Here is a 23135-nt window from a genome sequence, read left to right as displayed (position 1 = left end):
GAAATAGACAGAACTCCGCCAGGAGACAAAGGAGAGCCCCATCATGAAACCTACTACAGCCTCTTACGCGGCCGAATCGCCGCAATCCGCCCATCCGCCGAGCTTGCTCGCGCGCGAAGGCTTAACCATTCTCGTATTCAGCCTCGCCGTCGTTCTCGTCGTGATGAACACGGCCATGTTCAATATGGCGCTGCCCGACGTGACGGCCGACTTCGGCATCTCGGCAAGCACCGCTTCTTGGATCGTCACCGGCTATTCGATCATGTTCGCGATCTCGTCGATCACGTTCAGCCGGTTGTCCGACTTCGTTCCGCTCCGCCGTCTGCTGATCGCCGGCCTGCTGGCGCTGGGCGGCGCGGGTATCATTGGATTCTTCAGTCAGAGCTTTATCGTGCTGCTGCTCTGCCGCATCGTGCAAGCGGCGGGCGCAGGCGGCGCGGTATCGCTCGCGATGGTGCTGTTCACGCGCTATATCCCGCTCGAACGCCGCGGATCCGCGATGGCGACGGTCATGTCGGCCGTATCGCTCGGTCTGGGTCTCGGCCCGGTCATCGGCGGTCTGATCGTCGAGAACTTGAGCTGGCATTGGCTGTTCGCGATTACGGCCGCGGTGCTGCTGCTCGTACCGTTCTTCCTCTGGCTGCTGCCTAAAGAACTGCCGAAACGCGGTTCGTTCGACGCGATCGGCGGCGTGCTGCTGGCCGTCGGCATTACCAGCTTGCTGCTGTTCCTGACGAATCAGATCTGGGCGCTGCTCGCGCTCGGCCTTGTCTCGCTGATCTTGTTCATCATGCGCATTCGTCTGACGCCAGATCCGTTCGTTCTGCCTTCGCTGTTCGGCAACCGACGTTATCTGCTGCTCGCGTTGGCGGGGATGACGGCGTATATCTGCAACTTCTCGACGCTGTTCCTGCTGCCGCAGATTCTGACGCGGAATTTCGCGTTTACCGCCGGGCATGCCGGATTGATCATCTTCCCGGGTTCGCTGCTGGCGATCATCGCTTCGCGGAAGATCGGCAAAGTCATCGACCGCTACGGCAACCACGGCATTCTGCGTTACGGTCCGCCGCTGCTGCTCGTCTCGACGCTGCTCTTCGCTTTGTTGATCACCCATTCTTGGGTCGCGGCGATGATCATCTACATGATCTTGAGCATCTCGTTTACGGCGCTGTCCAGCAGTCTCTCGAACGAGATGTCCCGCGTACTGCCTGAATCGTTTATCGGCTCCGGGATGGGACTGTTCCAGCTTCTTCAGTTCTTCAGCGGAGCGTTCAGCGTGGCCTTGGCGACTACGGCGCTGGAATGGCAGCATGCCCTTCCGCTCTCGACCGCTTACTCCAATATCTATTGGGGCTTGTCGATCTCGGCATTCGTCGCGATCTTGAGCGCGATCTGGTACCGCCGACACAGCGCTCGCGCGCAAACGAACTGACTGTTCCTTTTTATTTTCGATATCGATCGGAAACTTTATCGAACGACGGTCTGCCTTTCTGGGCGGCCGTCGTTTTTTTGCGCGCAAAAAAACGGAAGTAGACGCCGATTCGCGACATTTCAGAACGAAACGCAAGCCGCGGCTTTCCCGTTCGGCGTTTCGAAAAGCTTACGTATGACTCGTTCTCCGCATACTCGCGTATGAATCCAATCGATGAAATCTTCGTGACCGATCAGATGTCCCCAATCTTCGAATACGATCTCGTTCTCGTATACGTGAGTCTGATGAACGCGAAACGGTTGGATTCCTTCTTGCGCGGCCATCCAGGCGTCAAAACGAGTTTGCAAAGAGGCGAGCTCCCCGGCAACGTCTTCGCGGGCTTCGAAATAATCGTATTGTCCGTCCGTATAGTCCATCGCAACGATCTGCGTAGGCCGGTCGGTGAACGCGGGCTCTTGACTCCATGCCGGATAGTCGAGCCGATCCTCTTTTTCAGAAGCTGCGCGGCTTACCGGGAGTCCTTGAAGAATCCTCCATCCTTTCTCCGTTTCTTGCGCGAGTGCCGTATATCCGCTTAATCGTCGAATCAGTTCGGAGCGGCTGCGAAAAACATAATATCCCGCGTATCGGATCAGCAGTTCTTCGGCAGATTCCGGGATCGGAATCGGATACCGGGTAATTCGTTGTTTGCCGTTCTCCGTTTCGATCCGCTCTCCTTCGGCGCTTAGGCCGATTTGGCTGCATGCCCAAGTCAGAATCAATTCTTCGCGCGAAAAAAGATTCAACCTCTCTTCGAATTTGACTCTTGCTGTCTGCGTATAGTTCTCGTGCAAGCGAAGCGAATACCGCAGCGCTTCATCAAGACGAGGACGTAAAGCGACCAGTTTCGAATATGCTATCATGATTCACCTCTTTTGTTAGAACGCGCGCCTTTCGGCAAACGTTGCATCAGGATTCGGATACGTTCGCAAAGTCGTGTTTTTTGTTGTGCGCGGAATCACAAGCATTGAATTTGAATATTTTACAATGAAATCATACGACCGTTCACACGGCAAGCGAACACCCATTTTGCACGATAAGAATCGGAGGAAATCGACCATGAATTCGCAATCCCCGTCTAACGAAAGCATCGAAAACAACCAACCGTCCATGTTCTGTTTCCAATGTCAGGAAGCTTCGAAAGGTACCGGCTGCACGATCGCGGGCGTCTGCGGCAAACCGCATGACGTCGCCAATCTGATGGATCTGCTCGTTCATACGCTCAAAGGCATCTCGTTCCTCAGTCTGGATCTCGACCTGCCGACCGAGACGGAACGTCGCGTCTCCTTGTTCATCATGGACTCGCTGTTCGCGACGATCACGAACGCCAACTTCGACCGCGAAGTCTTCCTCGCGAAAAACCGCGAAGCGTTGGCGCTTCGCGACGAGATCCGCGCGCTGCGCGGCGCGCAGTTCCCGAACGCGTCCGACAATCTGCCGGACGCCGCCGTCTGGACCGGCGAAGAAAGCGAATTCGATGCCAAAGCCAAGACGGTCGGCGTGCTGCGTACCGAAAACGAAGATATCCGTTCTCTGCGCGAACTGCTGATCTACGGTCTCAAAGGCATGTCCGCTTACGCTTATCACGCCGGACATCTGGACGAGATCGATCCGGAAATCGACGCGTTTATCCGCCGCGCGCTGGCTGCGACGCTGGACGATACGCTGGAAGCGGGCGACCTTGTCGCGCTGAACCTCGAAGCCGGCAAATACGGCGTCGACGCGATGGCGATGCTCGACCGCGCCAATACCGGCGCTTACGGCAATCCGGAAGTCACGAAAGTCAAGATCGGCGTCGGCCGCCGTCCGGGCATTCTCATCAGCGGTCACGATCTCAAAGATCTGGAGCAGCTCTTGAAACAGACCGAAGGCAGAGGTATCGATATCTACACGCACAGCGAGATGCTTCCGGCCCACTATTATCCGGCGTTCAAGAAATACGAGCATTTCTACGGCAACTACGGCAACGCTTGGTGGAAGCAGAACAGAGAATTCGAATCGTTCAACGGTCCGATCCTGATGACGACCAACTGCATCGTGCCACCGAAAGACAGTTATGTCGGCCGCCTCTATACGACGGGCAATACCGGTTATCCGGGCGTGGCTCATATTCCGGACGGCGAGAACGGCGCGCCGAAAAACTTCTCCGCGCTCATCGAGCAGGCTTTGACCTGCGCAGCGCCGACGGAGATCGAGACCGGCGAGATCGTGGGCGGATTCGCGCACGATGCCGTGATGAACGTCGCTGATCAAGTCGTCGATGCCGTGAAGACGGGCGCGATCAGCCGCTTCTTCGTCATGGCCGGCTGCGACGGACGGATGAAATCCCGCGATTACTACACGGATTTCGCGAAGGAACTTCCGCAGGATACCGTGATTCTCACCGCCGGCTGCGCCAAATACAAATACAATAAGCTGGATCTCGGCGAGATTGGCGGCATTCCGCGCGTGCTCGACGCCGGACAGTGCAACGATTCCTATTCGCTCGTCGTGATCGCGCTCAAGCTCAAAGAAGTCTTCGGGCTGGACGATATCAACGATCTGCCGATCTCGTATAATATCGCGTGGTACGAACAGAAAGCCGTAATCGTGCTGCTGTCTCTGCTTTATCTGGGCGTCAAGAACATTCACCTCGGTCCAACGCTTCCGGCGTTCCTGTCGCCGAACGTGGTGAACGTCTTGGTCGAGAACTTCGGCATCGGCGGCATCACGAACGTCGAAGACGATATGAAGATGTTTATGGGGGCTTAAGTTCTCCGAGTTTAACATAAGATTAAGCCAAAGCGCCGGTCTTTTCAGGTCAGCGCTTTGGCTGTTTTGGTTTCGATGGTTTACGGTTTTTCGGTTTAATTTTTTCCGGTTTTGACTTTGGTTTTATTATTGTGAATTTTTCATTATCTTAAATATTTATTTTTATGTTATTTTGCAACGCTCTGCTCTCCGCGCAGCGGATAGATGACTTCGCATCCTTCCATATTCCGAAGTTCTTCGTTGAGCACATGATTATGATCGGCTCCGACGATGCACAGCATGCGTTGGCCCGGATGCTGCTTGATGGTGTTGCGAATTCGCTGCACCATGATCAGATGCCGACCGGTCCAGCGAAACGCATGCGCTTCCGGGTCCAGCTCGGCCATTCGTTCGTATTTGCGCCGGGTCGCTTCGTCGAAGGCTTCGTTGTTGAAAGGAATCCTCCCCTGCCTCGCACCTGCGAGCTGACGCTGCCACCATTCTTCGTCTTCCTGCTCTAACCTCGCGCGTTCTTCTCCTTCATAGTTTCGCAAAGGATCGAAGTCGTTCCAGACATCAAGCTCGATCCAATCGATCGGTACGAAATCGATCCCCTTCTCTTCGCACAGCGGGAAGATCAGGTCATAGTATTCGCTCGGCGGCTCACCCCAATAGCCCCGTTCTTCCCGATTACGCTTGTATCGCTCGAAGCTGGTCGGCAGCACTTCTCCGCAGATCGCGTCCGGATTGAACTCCGTAATCAATTCGCGGATGAGCTCAAGCGTTAAGCCGGTTTGTATGCGCAGTTCGTTGTTATGTACGACGCCCAGTATACCTAACGTTTTCGTTTTTTCCATTGTTTTGAGTGTACCCCTTATGTTTTCTATTGTGAATTTTTCATTATGTTAAAATATTTTCAGGAAGTTCTTTGTAGTACGACATCAGTTCGATGACGATGCTGCCTTCAAATGTTCGATCCACCGGACCGATTAGGCTGACTCGACTTTTTAATCCGTACTCGTGGTATTAAGGTCGGGCAGCAGCATTCTGTCTTTCAGATCGGTTAGACGCATAATAACCTCCTTCGATTCAATCAATCAGAGTTCGATCGTGATTTCCGGAAACTCTGCATGATAAGACAGCAATTCGACAACCAGACTTCCGTTAAACGTTTTGTCTATCGGGCCAATCATGGCCTTTTGTCTTTTACGTACATCGGATTTTTCCGAAGTGGGTCCGAACGCTACAGACATAGGCGATGGGTATGAGGTCGACAACGCTTCGGCATCCAAGTAATCTTTCGCATAAAAATCCAGCTGGATATCGCCTTCCACTTCGTATTCGATACGAGCCAGATTCTTTCCTTCGGGACAGATCGCCAGCAGACTGCTGCGTCGCTGCTCTTTGACCTGCTGCCATTCTTCGTCCGTAAATCCCGGCGAGCAAGGTCTGGCTAACATTTCTTCGTATTCTCCCCAGACATCGTAATGGGTCCATCCGTACATATAGAAGGAACGATTCTCTTCATGTACGGAATCGTAAAAAGAACGCCGGATCGCTTGCGGCGAATGGCCGTATTCCAGCACGATGGGTTCGACTTGCAAAGGAATTCTGCGAAAAGTACGATCGAATCGCAAAGCGATATCCAGCTCTTTGTTCAAATCCAGATCCGGAAAAGGTTCGGAGGAATCTTGCATGTAGGAAGTCAGAAATAAACGGTAGAGCTCTGCTTCCGCGAATCCCGAGAGGTCCACTCCCTTTTCCACAAAATGCTGCAGCCTCATATAGGTCTCGTGATCCTGCTCCGTGCAAAACCGCGCCTCCATGCCGTTAAAGGTCATAAGCCGATCTTGGATGATCATCTTGGAGATATGATCCTCCTGATCTTCGAAAATCGTATCCCCCTGCAAAGACTGCTGCACGCGATCGCGATTCGAAAGGGGTTCTTGAGGTTCATCCGCCGGTTGTTCTTCATATAAATAATCCGGAAATCGGCGGAGTGTCCATAGCTTATGAATCCCGCGCTCCGATGTAATGGCAATCAGCAGGATATCGTTATTGTTGATCTTAACCAGACGGTTGAGCAGAATTTCGCGGTCGGGGAGCAGCATCATGTCTTTCAGTTCTTTCAGACGCATGAGTGGCCTCCTTGGAATAGATGTTCTTGGGCAAGTACGCTTCTCCTAATGAACGCAAAATGAACAAGTTCCGTCACGACTTCGCTCCAAATGCCCAATTCCTCTATTCCATCAGCTTCTTTATTCGGGTTTTGGATTTTCAGTCCTCTATTGTGAATTTTTCACCGTTTGAATCGGTCCTTGCGAATTAAGCAAAATCATCTGTCTGGTCATCTCTTCCGGCGGCTGCCGCATCCCGTCGTTCAGCCAGCCGTGGATCACGCCTACATAAGCGGACCCGATATAGCTGGCGAGCACGTCTTTTTGCACCGGAAGTTTGCTTTCGTCGAGATCGGCGAACTTCTCTTCATAGAAACGCGCGAAATACCGCTTCATGTATTGGACGAAGTCCGTCATCGCTTTGCGCTCGAACATGACTTCGAAGAACGTCCGATGCTTTTTGACATAGGCGAAGACGCGTCCGGCCATATAATTCTGCATCTCGTCGATCGACAGCTCCAAACGCTGCGCGGCTTTCGCTTTTCCGAACAAGTCGTCCAGAATCTCGTCCGTTACGCTCTGAAGCAGATGATCTTTGGTTTCGTAATGGAGGTAAAAGGTTTTGCGGTTGACGTTCGCGCGTTCCGTAATATCCACGACGGTAATGCGGTCATACGATTTTTCGTTCAACAGCTCAAGCAGCGCTTCGCTGAGCGTCTTGCGCGTACGCGCGACTCGGGGATCCAACCTTTTCGGCGGATCGGAATGAATCGTCATCATGCGTGCTCCTTTCTTTTCTCAAAAAGTCAGACCCCAATTATATGTCAAATGAGTCATAAGCCGCAATCGTGTATTTGATGGTTATTGCCGTTCTTTTCAAAGTCCTTTATAATCCGAATCATGAGTTGTTGACAATTTAATTTATAAAAACATAAATGACAGGAGAGATTCATCATGACTTCCGCAACGCTGAGCGCACAAGAACTGGTTTCCTTGCAGCGCCGATTTTTCCGCACCGGACAGACCAAAAGCCTGCCTTACCGCATCGAAGCCCTCAAACGGCTGCGCCGAGGAATCGAAGATTATCAGACCCGCATTCTGGCCGCGCTGCGCGCCGATCTGAACAAATCCGAAGCCGAAGGCTTCCACACGGAGATCCGTTTGGTCCTCGGCGAACTCGATTATACGTTGGAGCACTTGGAAGAATGGGCCGCTCCTCGCGTCGTGCCGACTTCGAGCCAGATTCCCGACGGCGTAAGCCGCATCCATCCCGAACCGTACGGCGTCACGCTGGTGATCGCGCCGTGGAACTATCCGTTCCAACTGGCGTTCTCTCCGCTTGTCGGCGCGATCTCGGCCGGCAATACCGCGGTGCTTAAGCCGTCCGAGCTGACACCGAACGTCTCGAAGATCAGCGCTCAGTTGATCGCCGAATGTTTCCCGCAGGAATTCGTGGCCGCCATGGAAGGCGAAGTCGAGACCAGCACCGAACTGCTGCGCGAGAAATTCGACTATATCTTCTTTACGGGCAGCACGCCGGTCGGCAAAGTCGTGATGCGAGCGGCGGCCGAGCATCTGACGCCGACCACGCTCGAACTGGGCGGCAAAAGCCCGTCGATCGTGCACCTTGACGCCGATCTCAAGAAAACGGCGCAAAGCCTGGTACGCGGCAAGTTCCTGAACGCCGGACAAACCTGCGTCGCGCCGGATTATCTGCTGGTGCACGAAGACGTCCGCGAAGCGCTCGTGCAGGAGATCAAGCTCGAGATCGCGGACAAACACGGCGAAGACGTGCTGTCGAATCCCGATTTCCCGCATATCGTCAACGAACGCAACTTCGATCGCTTGAGCCGCTTCCTGCAGGACGGCAAGGCGCTGATCGGCGGACGTTCGGTTCGCGAACAGCTGCTGATCGAACCGACGCTGCTCGAAGGCATCGACTGGGAATCGCCGGTCATGCAGGAAGAAATCTTCGGACCGATCCTTCCGATGATGACGTATACCGATCTCGACGACGTGCTCGAGAAGATCGTCGATCGTCCGAAGCCGTTGGCCCTGTATCTGTTTACCCGCGATCAAGAGGTTCAAAATCTCGTATTGAATACCGTTTCGTTCGGCGGCGGCTGCGTCAACGAAACGCTGCTGCATATGAGTTCTCACGAGCTGCCGTTCGGCGGCGTCGGCGAGAGCGGCATGGGTTCGTATCACGGCCGCCAAAGCTTCGAGACGTTCTCGCATCATAAGTCGATGTTGGTGCGCGGCGTCTGATTTTCTTTTCTTTCTCCCCGCTTTCTTCGCTTTCCGCACTGCCGCAAGCGTCCGCTCGCTCCCCGCGAACGGGCGCTTTTTTTGCTGCGTTCCGCCGGGATTCCGCGTTGAACGGCGTCTATTTCATTATTCGCCGAATTCGATGTAACCGAACGTCGGACCCGTCCATCTAATGTTCATCCGAAAAGAAGAAAGGAAGATGCTGCTTGATCGAAGAAGAACAAGTCCGACGGGCAAGAGACGGGGATCGGGAAGCTTTCGTGGAATTGATGCGGCAGACGGAAGACGCGCTGCACCATATGGCTTGGTCGATGCTCAGAAAAGAAGAAGACGTGGCGGACGCCATGCAGGAGACGGTGTTCAAAGCTTACCGTTCGATATCTTCGCTGCGGGAGCCGCAATTTTTCCGAACATGGATCTTCCGCATTCTGATCAACGAATGCAATACGCTGCTTCGAAGCCGCGGGCGGACTGTAACCGTAGCCGACTTCCCGGTGACCGCTTCGCGCACGAACGAATACGATCAGGTGGATCTGCGCGACGTGGTCGATCGGCTCGAAGATAAGCAGCGAACGGTGATCATCCTGCATTATTTCGAAGACCTGAGCATCTCGCAGATCGCCCAGACGCTGGAAGTGACGGAGAGCGCCGTGAAAGCGCGGCTGATGCGGGCGCGTACCGCGCTGATGAACAAATTTCAATCCAACTCGAGAGGGAGTATGAATTATGAATCGATCTGAAACCGAGCAGCATCTGGACCTTGCTTTGAAGTCGGCAGCCAAAGAAAACCCGCCGATGTCTCCTTACGTGCGGACCCGTCTGGATGCCGCTTACGCTTCTCTGCCGGATACGCCGGAACAAACGCGGACCTCTTCCGCAACAACGCGCCAGTCTCGCCGACGCTTCTCGCCTCTGCGGCGCACGGCCGTCGCTGCCGCTTCCGCATTGGTTCTGTCGACCGGACTGTTCGCTTCGGGCTTCGTATCGCCGGCGATGGCCGACACCATTCGGGACATCCCGGTCATCGGCAGCCTGTTCAGCAAGATCGAAGGCGACGCGGGCTTGAAGACCGCCGGAGAACGCAATCAAGGATCGGTCGTTCAAGCTTCGGCGGCCGCAGGAGACAGCCGAATGAACATCAAAGAAACGATTTTCGACGGCACGCGGCTTGCTTTTGCGCTCGAATTGACCGTCCCGGGCGTGAAAAACGCAAGCAAATTCGAAGAAGCCATGGAGAACGTCACGCTCAACGTCGTCGGACGCGAAATGAACGGATTCTTCTATACGAAGCCGACCCAAGAAGGCCCTCATACGTATTCGGTCTTGATGAATCTGCCGCTGAATGCCGCCGACGCGCAGAAACTGGGACAGCATTTCGAAGGTACGGTCTCGGTTACCCTGCGCAATCAAGAACAGCCGCTGACCGTCCAAGTTCCGTTCAAGCGCATCGGCTCTTCGAACGAACGCCATCTGACGCCGGGTCCTTCCGTAGTAGGCGCACGATACACGCTGAATATCGACCGCTTCGACGTGACCGCTTCGACGGTTCAGCTCAGCACGTCGCTTAAGCTGAACGATGCGTCGGCTTCGGCCCAAAGCCAAGAAGCGGCGCTGATGGACATAGCCTTCGAGATCGTCGACGATCAAGGCCGTACGCTCGACGTCGTAGGCGGTCAAGGCCAGCTCGATCGCGGCGCGATGCGGTACGTTTCCAACTACGGCGCCGATCTGAGCGGAGCGAAGTACGTGATCGTCAAGCCTTATATCCGATCGGGCGACGATTCGGGCGACAAGAAAAATTATCTGCAAGATCTGGAAGTCAAGATTGATTTGGATACGGTCAAATAAACAGAATTTCGACCTGATACGCGACCCCATAAAGGAAGAAGGCTCCGCGAATTATCGCGAAGCCTTCTTTTGTCGTTTCGTTAAAACATCTAAGTTTTCAGTTTCCTCGAAGCCCGGACAAATCCGCCGGAACCCGCGCATCGTTCAGACCGCTTTGCGCGCCAGATCGAACAGCACGTTGTTTTCCAGATGGATATGTTCGAACGTGTCTTTCTCCAGCGCTTCCAGCCGGTTCAGTACCAGACGGTGCGTACCGCAGGCATCCATCGGAGGCACGAAATCACCGGTGATCTCGCGCAGTTCCTTCAGCAGCTCGCCGGCGGCTTCGTGCTCGCTCTCCAGCTCCGTCAGATGCGGCTTCAACGCAGCGGCATTGGCTTCGGAAGGATCTCGGAAGTAAGCGCTCAGCCGCGGGAATACGTTCCGGTCTTCGTCCGTCGTATGTTCCAGAAGGTCATGCTTCAGCAGCGAGAAAATCTCCTGCACGCGCAGCAGATACGGGCGATGTCCGCCGTGCACGCGGGCAAGCTTGGTGACGTAAGGCGTCAGCGCAGGCAGTTCTTCGCGCAGCGCTTCGTGGTATTTGCGTTGGATATGCGCGATCAGCGCTTCCGGTTCCAGCGAAGACGGCTTCAACTCTTGACGTTCGGCGTCTTCGCGGGCAATCGCTTCGATGCGTACGAGCACCTCGTCCGTATTCAGACCGCGTTCTTCGGCGGCCTGACGCAGCGGGATCTTGCCTCCGCAGCAGAAGTCGATCCGCAGCTCGCGGAACAGATCGCCGGTGCGCGGCATTTCGCTGACGATATCGGATACCCAAGTATTTGCTTGTACAGTCGTGGTCATCTCATAGGCCTCCCTATAGGCATAAAGTAAGTGGTTATCGGCAGCATTTCGGCGCGCCGCCTGCTGCTTCTTCAGTATAAGGAGGCTCAAGCGGACGCCTTGTGATTTCAAGCACTTTATCATGAATTTGCGGAATCAAGCCTTTTCTTCCGGTCGGATATCGTCCGGCCGCAGCAGCAGCACGAACTGACGGGCCAGAAACTGCGGCGAATACGGCAGGTCGCTGCGCAGCCACGAAGCGATCGTGCCGAGCAGAGCGGCCGAACCGAACCAGAGCGCCACATCCTGCTGAATTCCCCGTTCGTTCAGGCCTTTGTCCGTCATGCCTTCGCCGATCTTGCGGGTAAAGACGTCGCGCAGCCGTTCGTGGAAGATCGGCACGCGGCGCGACCCGATGATCACTTTGTAAAATTCGGCATTGGACGCGATATGTTCGAGCAGTTCGAGCAAGATGCCGTCGGAAGAATTCCAAGGCTGCTCTTTGCTTTTGCGATCCATCGCGCGTTCCACGTCCACGACCATCTCTTCCGCCATCTTCTCCAGCATGTCGGGAATATCGCGGTAGTGCAAATAGAACGTAACTCGATTGATCGTGGCGCGTTCCGCGATCTTGTTCACGGTAATTTTGTCCAAACTCATCTCCTGAAGCAGCTCGACGAGAGCATTTTTAAGCAGCTGACGCGTCCTCAGCACTCTCGGGTCCGTTCGTTTTCCTGTCGATTCGCTCATGATTGCGCTTCCTTTCCGCATGTTCTTATTTACATATTCGAGATCCGTGTAGATTATTCAAATTTTAAACAACAGTCCGGACGAATTCTGCTGATTAATTGACATTTCGTCAAAAAGTGTCGCTTGTAAGCAGGAAGCCCGCCTCGCTATAATCGGGTTTATGCAATGTCGATTATCCGACACGTTGTAAAAAAAGTCTATACCCGACACGAGAGGACGGAGAGAAATTGAGCAGTACCCCAAATATCGACGCGGCAGCGGTCAAAAAAGGACCGATCTTGTTCGTCATGATTCTCGGCGCGTTCCTCGCGACGTTGAATCAAACCATCATGAGCGTCGCTACGCCCGAACTGATGAAAGACTTCGCCATTACGGCCGCTACGGCCCAATGGCTGACGACCGGCTATCTGTTGGTGAACGGCGTGCTGATCCCGATCACCGCTTATCTGATGCAGAAGTTCTCCACGCGCCAGTTGTTCCAAGCTTCGATGATCATCTTCTTGGCCGGTACGATCGTGGCCGCGCTCGCGAGCGGATTTCCTGTTCTGCTGACCGGACGTTTGATCCAAGCCGCCGGAGCGGGCATCATCATGCCGCTGCTCACCAACGTTATTCTGGCTCTGTTCCCGCCGGAAAAACGCGGTTCCGCGATGGGACTGGTCGGTCTTGCGATTATCGTCGCGCCCGCGATCGGGCCTACGCTCGCCGGTTACGTGCTGGAAAATTATTCGTGGGAAACGATGTTCTATGCCATGATCCCGCTGGCGGTGCTGGTCATCGTACTCGGATTCGTCTATCTGCGCAACGTCGGCGAACGCCTGAACGTCCGCTTCGACGGAATCAGCGTGATTTTGTCCACGATCGGTTTCGGCGCGCTGCTGTACGGCTTCAGCCGCGCCGGCAGCTTGGGTTGGTCCAGCGGCGAAGTGCTGACCATGATCGCGCTCGGCGTCGTCGGTCTGGCCGTCTTCTCTTGGCGCCAGCTCCGCATGCAGTCTCCTCTACTGGATCTTCGCGCATTCAAGTTCAGCATGTTCTCGCTGACGACGGTCATCAGCATCGCGGTTACCATGATCATGTACGCGGATATGATGCTGCTTCCGCTGTATCTGCAAAACGCGCGCGGTTATACGGCCATCGAATCGGGTCTGCTGCTGCTGCCCGGCGCGCTGCTGATGGGCTTATTGATGCCGGTGACCGGCCGCCTGTTCGACAAGTTCGGCGCCAAATGGCTGACGCTGATCGGCATGGCGATCGTGATCGGAACGACGCTCGGGTTCATCAACCTGACCGACTCCACCAGCTATACGTATCTGGTGCTGATGTCGACCGCCCGCCGGATCGGCATGGCCTTCATGATGATGCCGCTTCAGACCGCGGGTCTGAACCAACTGCCGCAGCGATTGAACGCGCACGGTACCGCGATCAGCAATACGATCCGGCAGGTCGCCGGCGCGATCGGCACTTCGCTGCTGATTACCGTCATGTCCGACCGGGCCAAGAGCCATGCCGCGGAGATGATGACGAACGGCACCGATCCGTCGCAGATCGCTACGCAGGCTCAGATCGCCGGCATCAACGACGCTTATCTCGTCATCGTCGGCATCGGAATCGTCGGTCTGATCCTCTCGTTCTTCATCCGCAAAGTCACGCGCGGGGAAGAAAGCGAAACGGTAATCGTGCACGCCGACAAAAGCAAAGCCGCAAAAGCTTGATCGTTCGGCCGTTTAAAAGTGTACCGGTCGAAACCGATTCGCAAAGTATTCGCGGATTGAACGGTTCAAAAGATCGCCTATCGAACGAAACGCCGAAAAGAGCAGCCGCCGCAGCGGTTGCTCTTTTTTTCTTACTCCTTTTCTACACTTGTCTTTCGTTTCCGCCCTACAACCCGTATCTCCGGATCAGATACGTCGGCGTGCAGCTCCACGCATGGCAGTAACTGTTGATCAGATGGCTGCCGTAAGGCGAAAAGTTCTTGTCCTGCGGATCGTACAATTCCCAGAACGTATCGGCTCCGTCTTCGATCATGCCGCCCCAATACGTTTTGAGCTGCCGCACGGCTTCTTCGCGCAGTCCCGCGACCAGCAGCGCTTCGACCAGATGATGCACCATATACGGCGTCGTCATGCCTACAATCGGCTTCTTCTCCAGCAGCCGCAGCAGCAGCGCCCTGTTCTCTTCCTGCGGAAGCGTCTCGGCAAGCGCGAGCCACACCTGCGAAGCCCAAGAAACCTGACGCGCTTCGCCGCTGACGAAGAATCCTTGCTCGGCGTCCCATAATTGCTCGACGGCCGCTTTCTCCGCTTGCCGCACCGCTTCGGTCCAAGTTTCCGCGCAGGTCGCGCCTTCTTCGCCGCCGACCGCTTCGGCCAGCTTCAAAGCCCGTTTCAGCACGTAGATCAAGACGCCCTGCGTCGGGGCCTGTTTGTTCAAGTCCGGGTTCCAGTCGATAAACGACCACCAAGAATCGCTGTCTTTAACCAATCCGTCCGTTACGTGTTCGAGGGCCGATTCGACCTGCCGACGAGCCGTCGGCCATAGTTCGAGCAGCGCAACCCGATCGCCTGTCGCTTCCCAATAATCGAACAGCGAAGCCGCGAAGAACAACGAGTAGTCGTAGAGGTAGGTATCGTCCGCGATCAATTTCGGCTCGATGAACAGATTGGCGCTGACCCGCCCTTGTTCGTCCGGCAGTCCGGCGAACAGATACAGGCAGCGTTTGACCAGATCGCTGCTGCGGAACGTCTCGTAATTCGCCAACGCCTGCAAGCGCAAATCGCCCAGCCACAGCCTGCGATCCCGTTTCGGGCCGTCTTCGAATACGTCCTGCATGCAGTCCTCCAACGTGCGGATGCTGACCCGATCGATCTCCGCCAGCATAGGATCGTCGGATTCGAGCGGCCGCACCGCCGAAGCATCCGCCGACGTTACCGTTCTTACGCGCAGCGAATCGAATCTGACTTTGTATTTCTGCGACGTATCCAGCACTTCGAGCTTCAAGTAACGGAAACTGTAGCGCCGAGGCAGTTCGAGCCGGGCGGGCAGCACGTCGACGAACAGCGTCTCTTCTTGCAGCCACGAACTGCTGATCCATCCGTCGTAAGAAGAGAACGGCTCGGCCATCTCGACCGGCATCTCGCCGAACGTAAGCTTCAGCTTGAGCGGCGCGTCCGGCGGACTGCCGACCGGCGAGACGTTCAGCGACAGATAGCCGACGCGATGATCGCCGAAGTCGACGATCGCGGAGTCGCCTTTGCCGAAGCTTCGTTCGTTCAAGCCTTCCGCGCCCGCGATTCGTTTCGTTCGCCAGCCGTGGAGCGCTTGCGGGTCCGCTTGGACTTCGATCAGGCCTCGCATGCCGACTTCGCGGCTGCTCAATCGAGGTTTCAACGCCTCCGCTCGGGCGATCAGCGGCTCGCTGCGAACGATGTTCGTTTGTTGATTTTGCATATTGGGATAAGTACTCATCCGATTCGCTCCTTTTGTTTGGGATTCGTTTAGACACGAGCAAGCCTCTTCTTCTAAAAAATCAAGATTCGCTGCGGCCCGCTTTGACGGTTTGAAGTTCTTGAAGCACTTTCGGATATTCGCGGTCCAGCTTATAGAACCAGAGTACGGCAAACTGCAAGAGACACAAGATGAAAGGCACGTAAATGAAAATGAATTCGATCGAATTCGAAGCCGAACCCGACACGGTCGTTTCTCCGCCGACATATCCGCCGAACGCGAGCAGCCAGCCGATCATGGCGCCGCCCAGACCGCTGCCGGCCTTGCCGCCGAAGCTCGACGCGCTGAAGATCAACCCTTCCGTCCGCATGCCCGTTTTCCATTCGCCGTAATCGACCGTATCCGCCATAAAAGCGAAGATCGTGCCGACCACCGGCGCCATGCCGATCGCTTTGACGATTGTGGAGACAAGTACCAGCGTAAGGCTTGCCGGATTCAATACGGGAATCAGCGCGCCGACCGCCGTAATGACGATACCGATCAAGGCGACGTTGCGTTTGCCGAAACGTTTGATCAGCGGGGCAAGCAGGAGCAGAACGGCCATCATCGGAATAAGCTGCGCGGTCGACAGCAGACCGACCAAGTCTTTGTCGCCCAGGATGTACTGCGCATAATAGACGTTGATCCCTGACATCGCCGCTTGGCTGCCGTAGAAGAACGTGTTAAGCAGCAGCACCATTACCCAATACTTGTTGCGAAACAGAGCCGGCAGGCCGCGTTTGAGCGGGATCGGCTTGTCGACGACGGAAGGCGTGACGCGTTCACGCGTCGTCAGGAACGTCACGAAGAACAGAATCGCGCCGACGGCTCCGAAGATCGCGAACGCCAGCGTCCAACCGCCTTTGCCTCCGCCGAACGCGTTCACCAGCGGCAGCGTGAGATTCGAGACGGCGATCATGCCGACCAACGCCATCACCATGCGCACGATATTGATCAGCGAACGCTGGTACGGGTCCTGCGTCATCAGCGAGCTGAGCACGCCGTACGGAATATTGATCGCCGAATAGATGACGTTGATCAGCAGATACGTCACGTAAGCGTAGACCAGCGCTCCGCCCGGGCCGAAGTCCGGCGACGAGAACAGCAGCACGCCGGCAATCGCGAACGGAATCGCCATCCACATCAACCACGGCCGCGCTTTGCCCCAACGGGTTCGCGTCTTGTCGACTCCCGCGCCCACCGCCACATCGACGAACGCGTCCAACACCCTTGCGAGCAGGAACAACGTGCCGATCGCGCCCGCCGCAAGTCCCACCACGTCCGTATAATAATACGAGACGAACATGGACAGCGCGGTCCAGATCAGATTGCTGGCGACGTCGCCCGCGCCGTAACCGATTCGTTCTCCCCAACTCAAAGCGCTTAACGCTCCGTCTTTTGGGTTACCGGGCGTTTCTACTCTTTTTACAGCATCGGAAGATGCTTGCATTAGGATCCCTCCTCTTTTTAAATCAACGTTATTGCAAGATTTTTTGCGAAAATTCTTGTTGATTGTGTTGGTTTCTTTCCGGAAAGAAACCTTGCTTGTCCTGCGATCGTCTGCTAGGATCAAGTTAATCTTATTAAAGCGCTTTCCGAATAAAGCGACAATTTCGATTTTACGTCTGTTTTTTATTCGAATTACAGATCATGAAAAGGAGCTCGATATGAATCTCCTTGAACTGGACCGATATCTGCGCGCGATCACCGATGTCGAAGCGCAGCAGCTTGCCACCGGCGACAATGTCAACGATCTTCCTCTGAAAGCGTCCGAGACGGACGACATGACCGCTTTTCGTATGCCGGATCATTTGTTTTTCGAAAACGGGCCGATTCAACTGCGGAAACATAACCGATTCTCGCCCATGTTTCCGCATATGCATTCGTTTATCGAGATCAACTACATCTATTCCGGCAGCTGCGTGCAGCGGATCAACGGCGAGACCGTGAAGCTTCGGCAAGGTCAGCTCTGCATGCTCGATTCCGACGTGCTCCACAGCATCGACCGGATGGACGAAAACGATATTCTGGTCAATATCCTGATCCGCAAAGACGTGTTCGCGTCGGCGATCCTCGGGCGCTTCGCTACCGGCGGCATCGTCTCGCAGTTTCTGCTCAACGCGATGGCAGGAGACGCTTCGCATGATCGCTACGTCGTCTTCGAATCCGAAGAACACGAGAAACTGCAATTTTTCGTGCAAAATATGATGTGCGAAGCGTTCGGGGAAGAGCGGTACGCGCAGGAGATGCTGTACGGGCATATGATGATCGTATTCACCGAGCTGATGCGCGTCTATTCGTACCGGACGAACGAGTCGGCCGACGGCGCCCGGGCCGATCTGCTCGACATGTTGGCGTATATCGAACGTCATTACCGGACCTGCACCCTCGGCGAATTGGCGGAGACGTTCAATTTCAATCCGAATTATCTGGGCAATCTGCTCAAAAAGAAAACCGGCCGCACCTTTATGGAGCTGATCAAAACGCAGCGCATGCTGCACGCTTCCGCGCTGCTCGCGAACACGGGCGACAGCGTGGAAAACATCGCGCGGAACGTCGGTTACGGAAGCCTGGGCTTTTTCTATCGCGCGTTCGCTTCGCATTACGGCATGACGCCCAAGCAGTATCGCAAACGGGCTGCGGAGCAGAGAACGACGTAGAAGCGGACAACGCAAAAAAGCGCACGCTCGAACGTGCGCTTCCCCTCGCGATTCCGCCGAACGGAACCGGTTCAATCCCCGTCGTTATCGTTATCGTCCATCTGCTGATGTTCCGCGTCGTCCATATCCATGCCGTCATGGTCGTCGTTGTCCGAACCGCAGCCTACGGCAAACGTCAACAGCCCGATGCCGATCAGAATGCCCCATGCTTTCTTCATTCCGCATCCTCCTTCCTCACTTCCGCGCTCTTTACCCTACATAACCCGCAAGAGACGTTCGTGAATTCGTAGAATCGGACCGCGCCGCTTTTTCTAAAAATCGTCCGCCGCGCGTTTGTTGCGAATCTTCGGCCGCGTCAATTCGAAGCTGTGCCGCACCAGATCGAAAATGTCTTCGTCTTCCAGCTTGCCGTCCAGCATAACCGTATTCCAGTGTTCTTTGTTCATATGATAGCCCGGCATGATCTCTTCGTGCAGATCGCGCAGCATCGCGGCCCGCATCGGATCGCATTTAAGATTCGCGCAGTCGCGGCCGCCCCGGGTATAGATGAACGCGAACGACTTTTTGTTGCCGCCGTGCCGCATTACCGTCCAAGTCTCGTCGAACGGGTAATCTTCGTACGCGCCCGCATACGTCAGGCAATGTTCGATCAACTGCTGTTTGTCCATTCGTTTTCCCTTCCTTTTCCGAGGTTAGGTCTTCTGTTCAGTATAACAAACGTACGTTCCTCTTCAAAGGGTTTCAAAGTTCTATCCGCCTGCCCGTCATCTACCAAGCCTGCATCCGATTTTGCAGCCGCATCATCTTCTCGATCGTCAGCAGCACGCCGTCTTCGTCGTTGGACTTGGCGACAAAAGCGGCCGCCGCTCGGGTATTCTCGCAGCCGTTGGACATCGCGAAGCTGAATTCCGCGATCTCCATCAGTTCCACGTCGTTCTCGCCGTCGCCGAAACTGATCGTTTCTTCCCGCGTGACGCCTAAACGTTCTTGCAGCCGTTTGACCGTCTCGCCTTTGTGCGTGCCGAGCGCCGTAATATCCAACCAACGCGGTTCCGAATCGACGATGTACAATCGGCCGGCTAACTCTTCTTCGACGCGGCGGCGCAATTCCGCGCTTCGACCTTCGTCGTCGTATACGGTGACTTTGACGAATTCGCCCGGAATAGCGTCGAACGCCGCCGTCTTCAGCACTTCGCGATACGAACGTTTGACCAACGCGTAGTGTTCGTCCGAGATCCGTTCGCTGACGTAAGCGGCACGGCCGGTGCAGGCGATGACGACCAGATTCGGATCGAAAGCTTCGATCCGCTCGATCGACCGAAGCGCCAGATCGCGCGCCAGCGCGAATTCCTGCACCACTTCGCCGTCCCGCTTGATCCGGGTCGCGCTGTCGCCGAGAATCCAGATGCCTTCGAATCCTTCGAACAGTTCCTCGACCCGCTCGCATTGTTTGCCCGTACACGCCGCGAACGCAATGCCGAGATGTTTCATTTCCTCGTAGACTTTCGAGAACCGCGTTCGATCGAATGCGCCTTCGCTATTCAAAAACGTACCGTCGAGATCGCTGACCACCAGTTTAAACATGCTATTTCTCCTCGCTCCCGTTATCTGTTTTTCGACTTCATAAATATCCTTTATTAAGTGTTGATCACAGGATACGACGTGGAACGCGTTTCATGTCAAGCATCCGATCGGCGAAAAAGAAATCGGCGTCCGCACGACAAAAAAGCGGCGCGTCCGGATTGGTCCGGTTCGCGCCGCTTGTTGGGCATAGAACTTGCTGTAACCTTCTATCCTCGTTTGTACCGGCTGCGGTCTTCGTCCGTAATCTCGCGAATCACCCGGCACGGATTGCCCGCGGCGACCACGCCCGGAGGAATATCGCGATTCACGACGCTGCCCGCGCCGATCACGCTGCCTGCGCCGATCGTTACGCCCGGCAGCACGACGACGCTGCCGCCGAACCAGACGTTGTCGCCGACGGTGATCGGATACGCATACTCCAATCCTTGATTGCGCTGCTCGACGTCGAGCGGATGGCCGGCGGTATAGAACCCGCAGTTCGGTCCGATAAAGACGTTCTCGCCGAATTTCACTTTCGCCGCGTCCAGAATGATCAGATTATGATTGGCGAAGAAATTGCTCCCCAACTCGATATTGTAGCCTTGATCGCAGTAGAACGGCTGCTCGATCAAGAACGGGCCGTCCGCCCGGGCGACGATCTTACGGATCAGTTCTTCGCGTTCGGCAAGCTTCAGCGGACTCAGTTGGTTATACTCGAAGCACAGCGATTTGCAGTACAACCGCTCGCGCACGAGCTGCGGATCGTTGTTGTTGTCGTACAGCAGCCCTTCGGCCGCTTTTTCTTTTTCCGTCTTGTTCAATTCATTCATCCTTTCTCTTCTGCCCGTTTCCCGAATCAGAACAGATCGGTTACGGCGCCTTTGGAAGCGGAAGAGACCAGATGCGCGTATTTGGCGAGCACGCCGGAAGAGAACTTGAGCGGCGGCTGCGTCCAAGCGGCCGCGCGCGCGGCCAATTCTTCCTCGGAAACTTCCATCGTGATCTCCCGGCTTTCGCTGTCAAACGTCACCATATCGCCCGTCCGCAGCAGCCCGATCGGTCCGCCGACCTGCGCTTCCGGCGAAACGTGGCCGACGACGAAGCCGTGCGAACCGCCGGAGAAACGTCCGTCCGTCATGAGCGCCACTTCGCCGCCCAAGCCTTTGCCGACGATCATCGCGGTCACGGACAGCATTTCCGGCATGCCCGGTCCGCCTTTCGGTCCGCAGTAGCGGATGACCAGCACGTCGCCTTTTTGGATCTCGTCTTTCATAATCGCTTCCGTCGCGGCATCTTCGCTGTCATAAACTTTCGCCGGTCCGGTAAAGCGGGACTTTTTCATGCCGGACATCTTGGCGACCGCTCCGTCCGGAGCCAGATTGCCTCGCAGTACCACGAGCGGACCGCTCGGCTTAAGCGGATTGTCGAACGAGCGGATGATATCCTGCCCTTCTTCCAGAGACGGCATATCCGCGAGATTCTCCGCCAGCGTGCGACCCGTTACCGTCATGCAGTCGCCGTGCAGCAGTCCGCGTTCGAGCAGCAGTTTCATGACGCCCGGCACGCCGCCGATATCGTTCAGATCCTGCATGACGTGCGCGCCGCTCGGCTTCAGATCCGCCAGATGCGGAACGTTCTGACGGATGCGCTCGAAATCGTCCAGCGTCAGATCGACTTCGACCGAATGCGCCATCGCGAGCAGGTGCAAGAACGCGTTCGTCGAACCGCCGAGCGCCATCACGACGGTGATCGCGTTTTCGAACGCTTTTTTGGTCATGATGTCGCGCGGATAGATGCCTTGTTCCAGCAGGTTGATGACCGCCGCGCCGGCGCGTTCGCATTCTTCCGCTTTGCCGGCCGAGATCGCCGGCGTCGAAGACGAACCCGGCAGGCTCATGCCCATCGCTTCGGCCGAAGCCGCCATCGTGTTGGCCGTATACATGCCGCCGCACGCGCCGGGACCCGGACAAGCGCTGCATTCGACCTTTTTCAATTCTTCGTCGGTCATGCGGCCTTCTTGATATTGGCCGACCGCTTCGAACGCGGAGACGATATCGATCTTTTTGCCGTCCAGAATGCCCGGTTGGATCGTGCCGCCGTAGACGTAGACCGCGGGCAGGTTCATCCGGCCGATCGCCATCAGGCAGGCCGGCGTATTCTTGTCGCAGCCGCCTACCGCCACCAGTCCGTCGAAACGTTCGGCTCCCGTCACGATCTCGATCGAGTCGGCGATCGCTTCGCGGCTCGGCAGCGAGAACAGCATGCCTTCGTGCCCCATCGAGATGCCGTCGGATACGGTAATCGTGTTGAACACGAGCGGCGCGCCGCCGCTGTCTTTGACCCCTTTTTTGGCGCTGAAGGCCAGATCGTTGATATGCATGTTGCACGGCGTCACTTCGCTCCATGTGCTGGCTACCCCGATCATCGGTTTCTTGAAGTCTTCGTCGGTAAATCCGACCGCTCGAAGCATCGCCCGGTTCGGAACCCGATTCGCTCCCTCGCTGATGACTTTGCTGCGGATCCGCAGATCTTTGCCTTTGTTCGTGTTCGATTCCATTGAGGTTCGCTCCTGTCTGTAGGTGAGGTTAGATTCATTCGGGAAAAGCCGAATTTAGAGCAGACGTTCCAACTCGCGCATCGGGCGGATCAAATTCTGTTTCATGGCTTCGCCGGCTTTGGCGGCATGCCGCTGCTCGAACGCTTCGATGATCCGAAGATGTTCTTGGACGGACGCTTGCGTCGAATCCATATGCTGCTTGAGAAACACGTATTTGAAACGGCGAATATGAATCTGAAGCGAGTCGCTGAAGCTCAGCGTGTACGGATTATCCGATGCTTCGACGATCAAACGGTGAAATTGCTCGTCCGCCTCCATCGCCCGGTAAACCCGACTGTTCTCGACGGCTTCTTCGAACTCCGCGTTCAGCTCTCGGAGACGTTCGATCCGCTGCGCGTCGATGGTCTCGGCCGCCACTTCCGCAGCGAGCGCGTGAAGCGCGGCAAGCGTCGAATACAGTTTGAAAATGTCTTTCTTCTCGATCTGCGTGACTCGGGTCTCTCTGCCGGGGTAAGTCGCGACGAGCCCTCTCATCTCCAGCAGTTGAAAAGCTTCGCGCACCGGGGTCCGGCTTACGCCCAACGTCTCGCTCAATTCCGCTTCGAGCAGTTTCTCTCCGGGCTGCAGCGTTCCGTCGATAATCCAGCGCTGAATCTGCGAGAATGCCCGTTCTTTGGCCGTCGTTCGCGCAGGCGCGGCAAAATCTTTGGGAATCGGCAACGAACGTCCTCCTTTATTAACCGGTTAAAGATCATGATCGAATCTTCACTTCCTACATGTTCTACATGCAATATATCGCATACATATGCTGATTCGCAAGCAGAAATAAATGTCTTTCGGCGTCGCCCTATCTTTCCATA

21 protein-coding genes are annotated in these 23135 nt (G+C 55.7%); 7 read left to right on the top strand and 14 right to left on the bottom strand.

Going from position 1 to position 23135, the window contains the following annotated elements; genetic code table 11:
• Nucleotides 1–43: 43 nt before the first annotated feature.
• Nucleotides 44–1432 (top strand): MFS transporter, encoded by a 1389-nt coding sequence (locus tag CDO73_RS02810; protein ID WP_088486970.1) that lies wholly within the window; start codon nucleotides 44–46, stop codon nucleotides 1430–1432.
• A 119-nt stretch (nucleotides 1433–1551) separates the two neighbouring features.
• Here CDO73_RS02810 and CDO73_RS02805 read toward each other — a convergent pair whose 3' ends face one another.
• Nucleotides 1552–2334: a hypothetical protein gene (locus CDO73_RS02805; RefSeq protein ID WP_088486969.1), complete on the bottom strand. Its 783-nt coding sequence runs from the start codon at nucleotides 2332–2334 to the stop codon at nucleotides 1552–1554.
• 196 nt (nucleotides 2335–2530) lie between these two features.
• Between CDO73_RS02805 and hcp the strand changes: the two genes are divergently transcribed.
• A complete protein-coding gene (hcp, locus tag CDO73_RS02800) occupies nucleotides 2531–4222 on the top strand; it encodes a hydroxylamine reductase (protein ID WP_179218503.1) in 1692 nt (563 codons plus the stop codon).
• Between the two features lie 167 nt (nucleotides 4223–4389).
• Here hcp and CDO73_RS02795 read toward each other — a convergent pair whose 3' ends face one another.
• The 3 genes from CDO73_RS02795 to CDO73_RS02785 form a co-directional block, all read right to left on the bottom strand.
• Nucleotides 4390–5058 (bottom strand): hypothetical protein, encoded by a 669-nt coding sequence (locus tag CDO73_RS02795; RefSeq protein ID WP_088486968.1) that lies wholly within the window; start codon nucleotides 5056–5058, stop codon nucleotides 4390–4392.
• 240 nt (nucleotides 5059–5298) lie between these two features.
• Nucleotides 5299–6339 carry a hypothetical protein gene (locus tag CDO73_RS02790; protein WP_088486967.1) on the bottom strand — a complete coding sequence of 347 codons (1041 nt, stop codon included), beginning with the start codon at nucleotides 6337–6339 and terminating at the stop codon, nucleotides 5299–5301.
• Nucleotides 6340–6486: 147 nt separating this feature from the next.
• Nucleotides 6487–7095 (bottom strand): TetR/AcrR family transcriptional regulator, encoded by a 609-nt coding sequence (locus tag CDO73_RS02785; protein WP_179218501.1) that lies wholly within the window; start codon nucleotides 7093–7095, stop codon nucleotides 6487–6489.
• 177 nt (nucleotides 7096–7272) lie between these two features.
• Between CDO73_RS02785 and CDO73_RS02780 the strand changes: the two genes are divergently transcribed.
• The 3 genes from CDO73_RS02780 to CDO73_RS02770 all read left to right on the top strand — a co-directional run bounded on the left by CDO73_RS02780 (nucleotide 7273) and on the right by CDO73_RS02770 (nucleotide 10434).
• A complete protein-coding gene (locus tag CDO73_RS02780; protein WP_088486965.1) occupies nucleotides 7273–8586 on the top strand; it encodes an aldehyde dehydrogenase in 1314 nt (437 codons plus the stop codon).
• A gap of 206 nt (nucleotides 8587–8792) precedes the next feature.
• Entirely contained in the window at nucleotides 8793–9326 is a 534-nt protein-coding gene (locus CDO73_RS02775; RefSeq protein WP_088486964.1) for a sigma-70 family RNA polymerase sigma factor, read from the top strand.
• Nucleotides 9313–10434, top strand: coding sequence for a DUF4179 domain-containing protein (locus tag CDO73_RS02770; protein ID WP_088486963.1), 1122 nt, complete (start codon nucleotides 9313–9315; stop codon nucleotides 10432–10434). The genes CDO73_RS02775 and CDO73_RS02770 overlap by 14 nt, the downstream gene beginning before the upstream one ends.
• 144 nt (nucleotides 10435–10578) lie before the next feature.
• Here CDO73_RS02770 and ric read toward each other — a convergent pair whose 3' ends face one another.
• Both ric and CDO73_RS02760 read right to left on the bottom strand, forming a co-directional pair.
• Nucleotides 10579–11280 carry an iron-sulfur cluster repair di-iron protein gene (gene ric, locus CDO73_RS02765; RefSeq protein ID WP_088486962.1) on the bottom strand — a complete coding sequence of 234 codons (702 nt, stop codon included), beginning with the start codon at nucleotides 11278–11280 and terminating at the stop codon, nucleotides 10579–10581.
• Between the two features lie 135 nt (nucleotides 11281–11415).
• Nucleotides 11416–12009 carry a TetR/AcrR family transcriptional regulator gene (locus CDO73_RS02760; protein WP_088486961.1) on the bottom strand — a complete coding sequence of 198 codons (594 nt, stop codon included), beginning with the start codon at nucleotides 12007–12009 and terminating at the stop codon, nucleotides 11416–11418.
• A 287-nt stretch (nucleotides 12010–12296) separates the two neighbouring features.
• Here CDO73_RS02760 and CDO73_RS02755 point away from each other — a divergent pair, with 287 nt between their 5' ends.
• On the top strand, nucleotides 12297–13724 hold the full coding sequence (locus tag CDO73_RS02755; RefSeq protein WP_088487226.1) for a DHA2 family efflux MFS transporter permease subunit: 1428 nt from the start codon (nucleotides 12297–12299) through the stop codon (nucleotides 13722–13724).
• A gap of 166 nt (nucleotides 13725–13890) precedes the next feature.
• Here CDO73_RS02755 and CDO73_RS02750 read toward each other — a convergent pair whose 3' ends face one another.
• Nucleotides 13891–15477: an alpha-L-rhamnosidase-related protein gene (locus CDO73_RS02750; protein WP_256972527.1), complete on the bottom strand. Its 1587-nt coding sequence runs from the start codon at nucleotides 15475–15477 to the stop codon at nucleotides 13891–13893.
• Nucleotides 15478–15538: 61 nt separating this feature from the next.
• On the bottom strand, nucleotides 15539–16945 hold the full coding sequence (locus CDO73_RS02745; protein WP_088486960.1) for an MFS transporter: 1407 nt from the start codon (nucleotides 16943–16945) through the stop codon (nucleotides 15539–15541).
• Nucleotides 16946–17162: 217 nt separating this feature from the next.
• Here CDO73_RS02745 and CDO73_RS02740 point away from each other — a divergent pair, with 217 nt between their 5' ends.
• On the top strand, nucleotides 17163–18155 hold the full coding sequence (locus CDO73_RS02740; RefSeq protein WP_088486959.1) for a helix-turn-helix domain-containing protein: 993 nt from the start codon (nucleotides 17163–17165) through the stop codon (nucleotides 18153–18155).
• A 71-nt stretch (nucleotides 18156–18226) separates the two neighbouring features.
• Here the strand turns inward: CDO73_RS02740 and CDO73_RS26660 are convergent, their stop codons facing one another.
• The 6 genes from CDO73_RS26660 to CDO73_RS02715 form a co-directional block, all read right to left on the bottom strand.
• The gene (locus CDO73_RS26660) at nucleotides 18227–18373 is read right to left on the bottom strand and encodes a hypothetical protein (RefSeq protein ID WP_179218499.1); all 147 of its coding nucleotides are present in this window, start codon (nucleotides 18371–18373) and stop codon (nucleotides 18227–18229) included.
• 93 nt (nucleotides 18374–18466) lie between these two features.
• A complete protein-coding gene (locus CDO73_RS02735) occupies nucleotides 18467–18823 on the bottom strand; it encodes an MmcQ/YjbR family DNA-binding protein (RefSeq protein WP_088486958.1) in 357 nt (118 codons plus the stop codon).
• A 100-nt stretch (nucleotides 18824–18923) separates the two neighbouring features.
• Nucleotides 18924–19739, bottom strand: a complete 816-nt coding sequence (locus tag CDO73_RS02730; RefSeq protein WP_088486957.1) for an HAD-IIB family hydrolase — start codon at nucleotides 19737–19739, stop codon at nucleotides 18924–18926.
• Between the two features lie 206 nt (nucleotides 19740–19945).
• Entirely contained in the window at nucleotides 19946–20548 is a 603-nt protein-coding gene (locus CDO73_RS02725) for a sugar O-acetyltransferase (RefSeq protein WP_088486956.1), read from the bottom strand.
• 26 nt (nucleotides 20549–20574) lie between these two features.
• On the bottom strand, nucleotides 20575–22275 hold the full coding sequence (ilvD, locus tag CDO73_RS02720; RefSeq protein WP_088486955.1) for a dihydroxy-acid dehydratase: 1701 nt from the start codon (nucleotides 22273–22275) through the stop codon (nucleotides 20575–20577).
• Between the two features lie 54 nt (nucleotides 22276–22329).
• Nucleotides 22330–22995 (bottom strand): GntR family transcriptional regulator, encoded by a 666-nt coding sequence (locus tag CDO73_RS02715; protein ID WP_088486954.1) that lies wholly within the window; start codon nucleotides 22993–22995, stop codon nucleotides 22330–22332.
• Nucleotides 22996–23135: the final 140 nt, after the last annotated feature.

Origin of the sequence: Saccharibacillus sp. O23, assembly GCF_002205895.1 — a bacterium.
Lineage (GTDB): Bacteria > Bacillota > Bacilli > Paenibacillales > Paenibacillaceae > Saccharibacillus.
Note: the sequence above shows the minus strand (reverse complement) of the source record. Positions and strands in the feature narration are given on the sequence as shown.

Coding starts and splice junctions, on each gene's coding strand:
- CDO73_RS02750 (WP_256972527.1), bottom strand. CDS start 15,477: ATGAGTACTTATCCCAATATGCAAAATCAACAAACGAACATCGTTCGC.
- ric (WP_088486962.1), bottom strand. CDS start 11,280: ATGACCACGACTGTACAAGCAAATACTTGGGTATCCGATATCGTCAGC.
- CDO73_RS02760 (WP_088486961.1), bottom strand. CDS start 12,009: ATGAGCGAATCGACAGGAAAACGAACGGACCCGAGAGTGCTGAGGACG.
- CDO73_RS02735 (WP_088486958.1), bottom strand. CDS start 18,823: ATGGACAAACAGCAGTTGATCGAACATTGCCTGACGTATGCGGGCGCG.
- CDO73_RS26660 (WP_179218499.1), bottom strand. CDS start 18,373: ATGAAGAAAGCATGGGGCATTCTGATCGGCATCGGGCTGTTGACGTTT.
- CDO73_RS02730 (WP_088486957.1), bottom strand. CDS start 19,739: ATGTTTAAACTGGTGGTCAGCGATCTCGACGGTACGTTTTTGAATAGC.
- CDO73_RS02795 (WP_088486968.1), bottom strand. CDS start 5,058: ATGGAAAAAACGAAAACGTTAGGTATACTGGGCGTCGTACATAACAAC.
- CDO73_RS02755 (WP_088487226.1), top strand. CDS start 12,297: ATGATTCTCGGCGCGTTCCTCGCGACGTTGAATCAAACCATCATGAGC.
- CDO73_RS02740 (WP_088486959.1), top strand. CDS start 17,163: ATGAATCTCCTTGAACTGGACCGATATCTGCGCGCGATCACCGATGTC.
- CDO73_RS02810 (WP_088486970.1), top strand. CDS start 44: ATGAAACCTACTACAGCCTCTTACGCGGCCGAATCGCCGCAATCCGCC.
- CDO73_RS02745 (WP_088486960.1), bottom strand. CDS start 16,945: ATGCAAGCATCTTCCGATGCTGTAAAAAGAGTAGAAACGCCCGGTAAC.
- CDO73_RS02790 (WP_088486967.1), bottom strand. CDS start 6,339: ATGCGTCTGAAAGAACTGAAAGACATGATGCTGCTCCCCGACCGCGAA.
- CDO73_RS02770 (WP_088486963.1), top strand. CDS start 9,313: ATGAATCGATCTGAAACCGAGCAGCATCTGGACCTTGCTTTGAAGTCG.
- CDO73_RS02780 (WP_088486965.1), top strand. CDS start 7,273: ATGACTTCCGCAACGCTGAGCGCACAAGAACTGGTTTCCTTGCAGCGC.
- hcp (WP_179218503.1), top strand. CDS start 2,531: ATGAATTCGCAATCCCCGTCTAACGAAAGCATCGAAAACAACCAACCG.
- CDO73_RS02725 (WP_088486956.1), bottom strand. CDS start 20,548: ATGAATGAATTGAACAAGACGGAAAAAGAAAAAGCGGCCGAAGGGCTG.
- CDO73_RS02805 (WP_088486969.1), bottom strand. CDS start 2,334: ATGATAGCATATTCGAAACTGGTCGCTTTACGTCCTCGTCTTGATGAA.
- CDO73_RS02785 (WP_179218501.1), bottom strand. CDS start 7,095: ATGACGATTCATTCCGATCCGCCGAAAAGGTTGGATCCCCGAGTCGCG.
- ilvD (WP_088486955.1), bottom strand. CDS start 22,275: ATGGAATCGAACACGAACAAAGGCAAAGATCTGCGGATCCGCAGCAAA.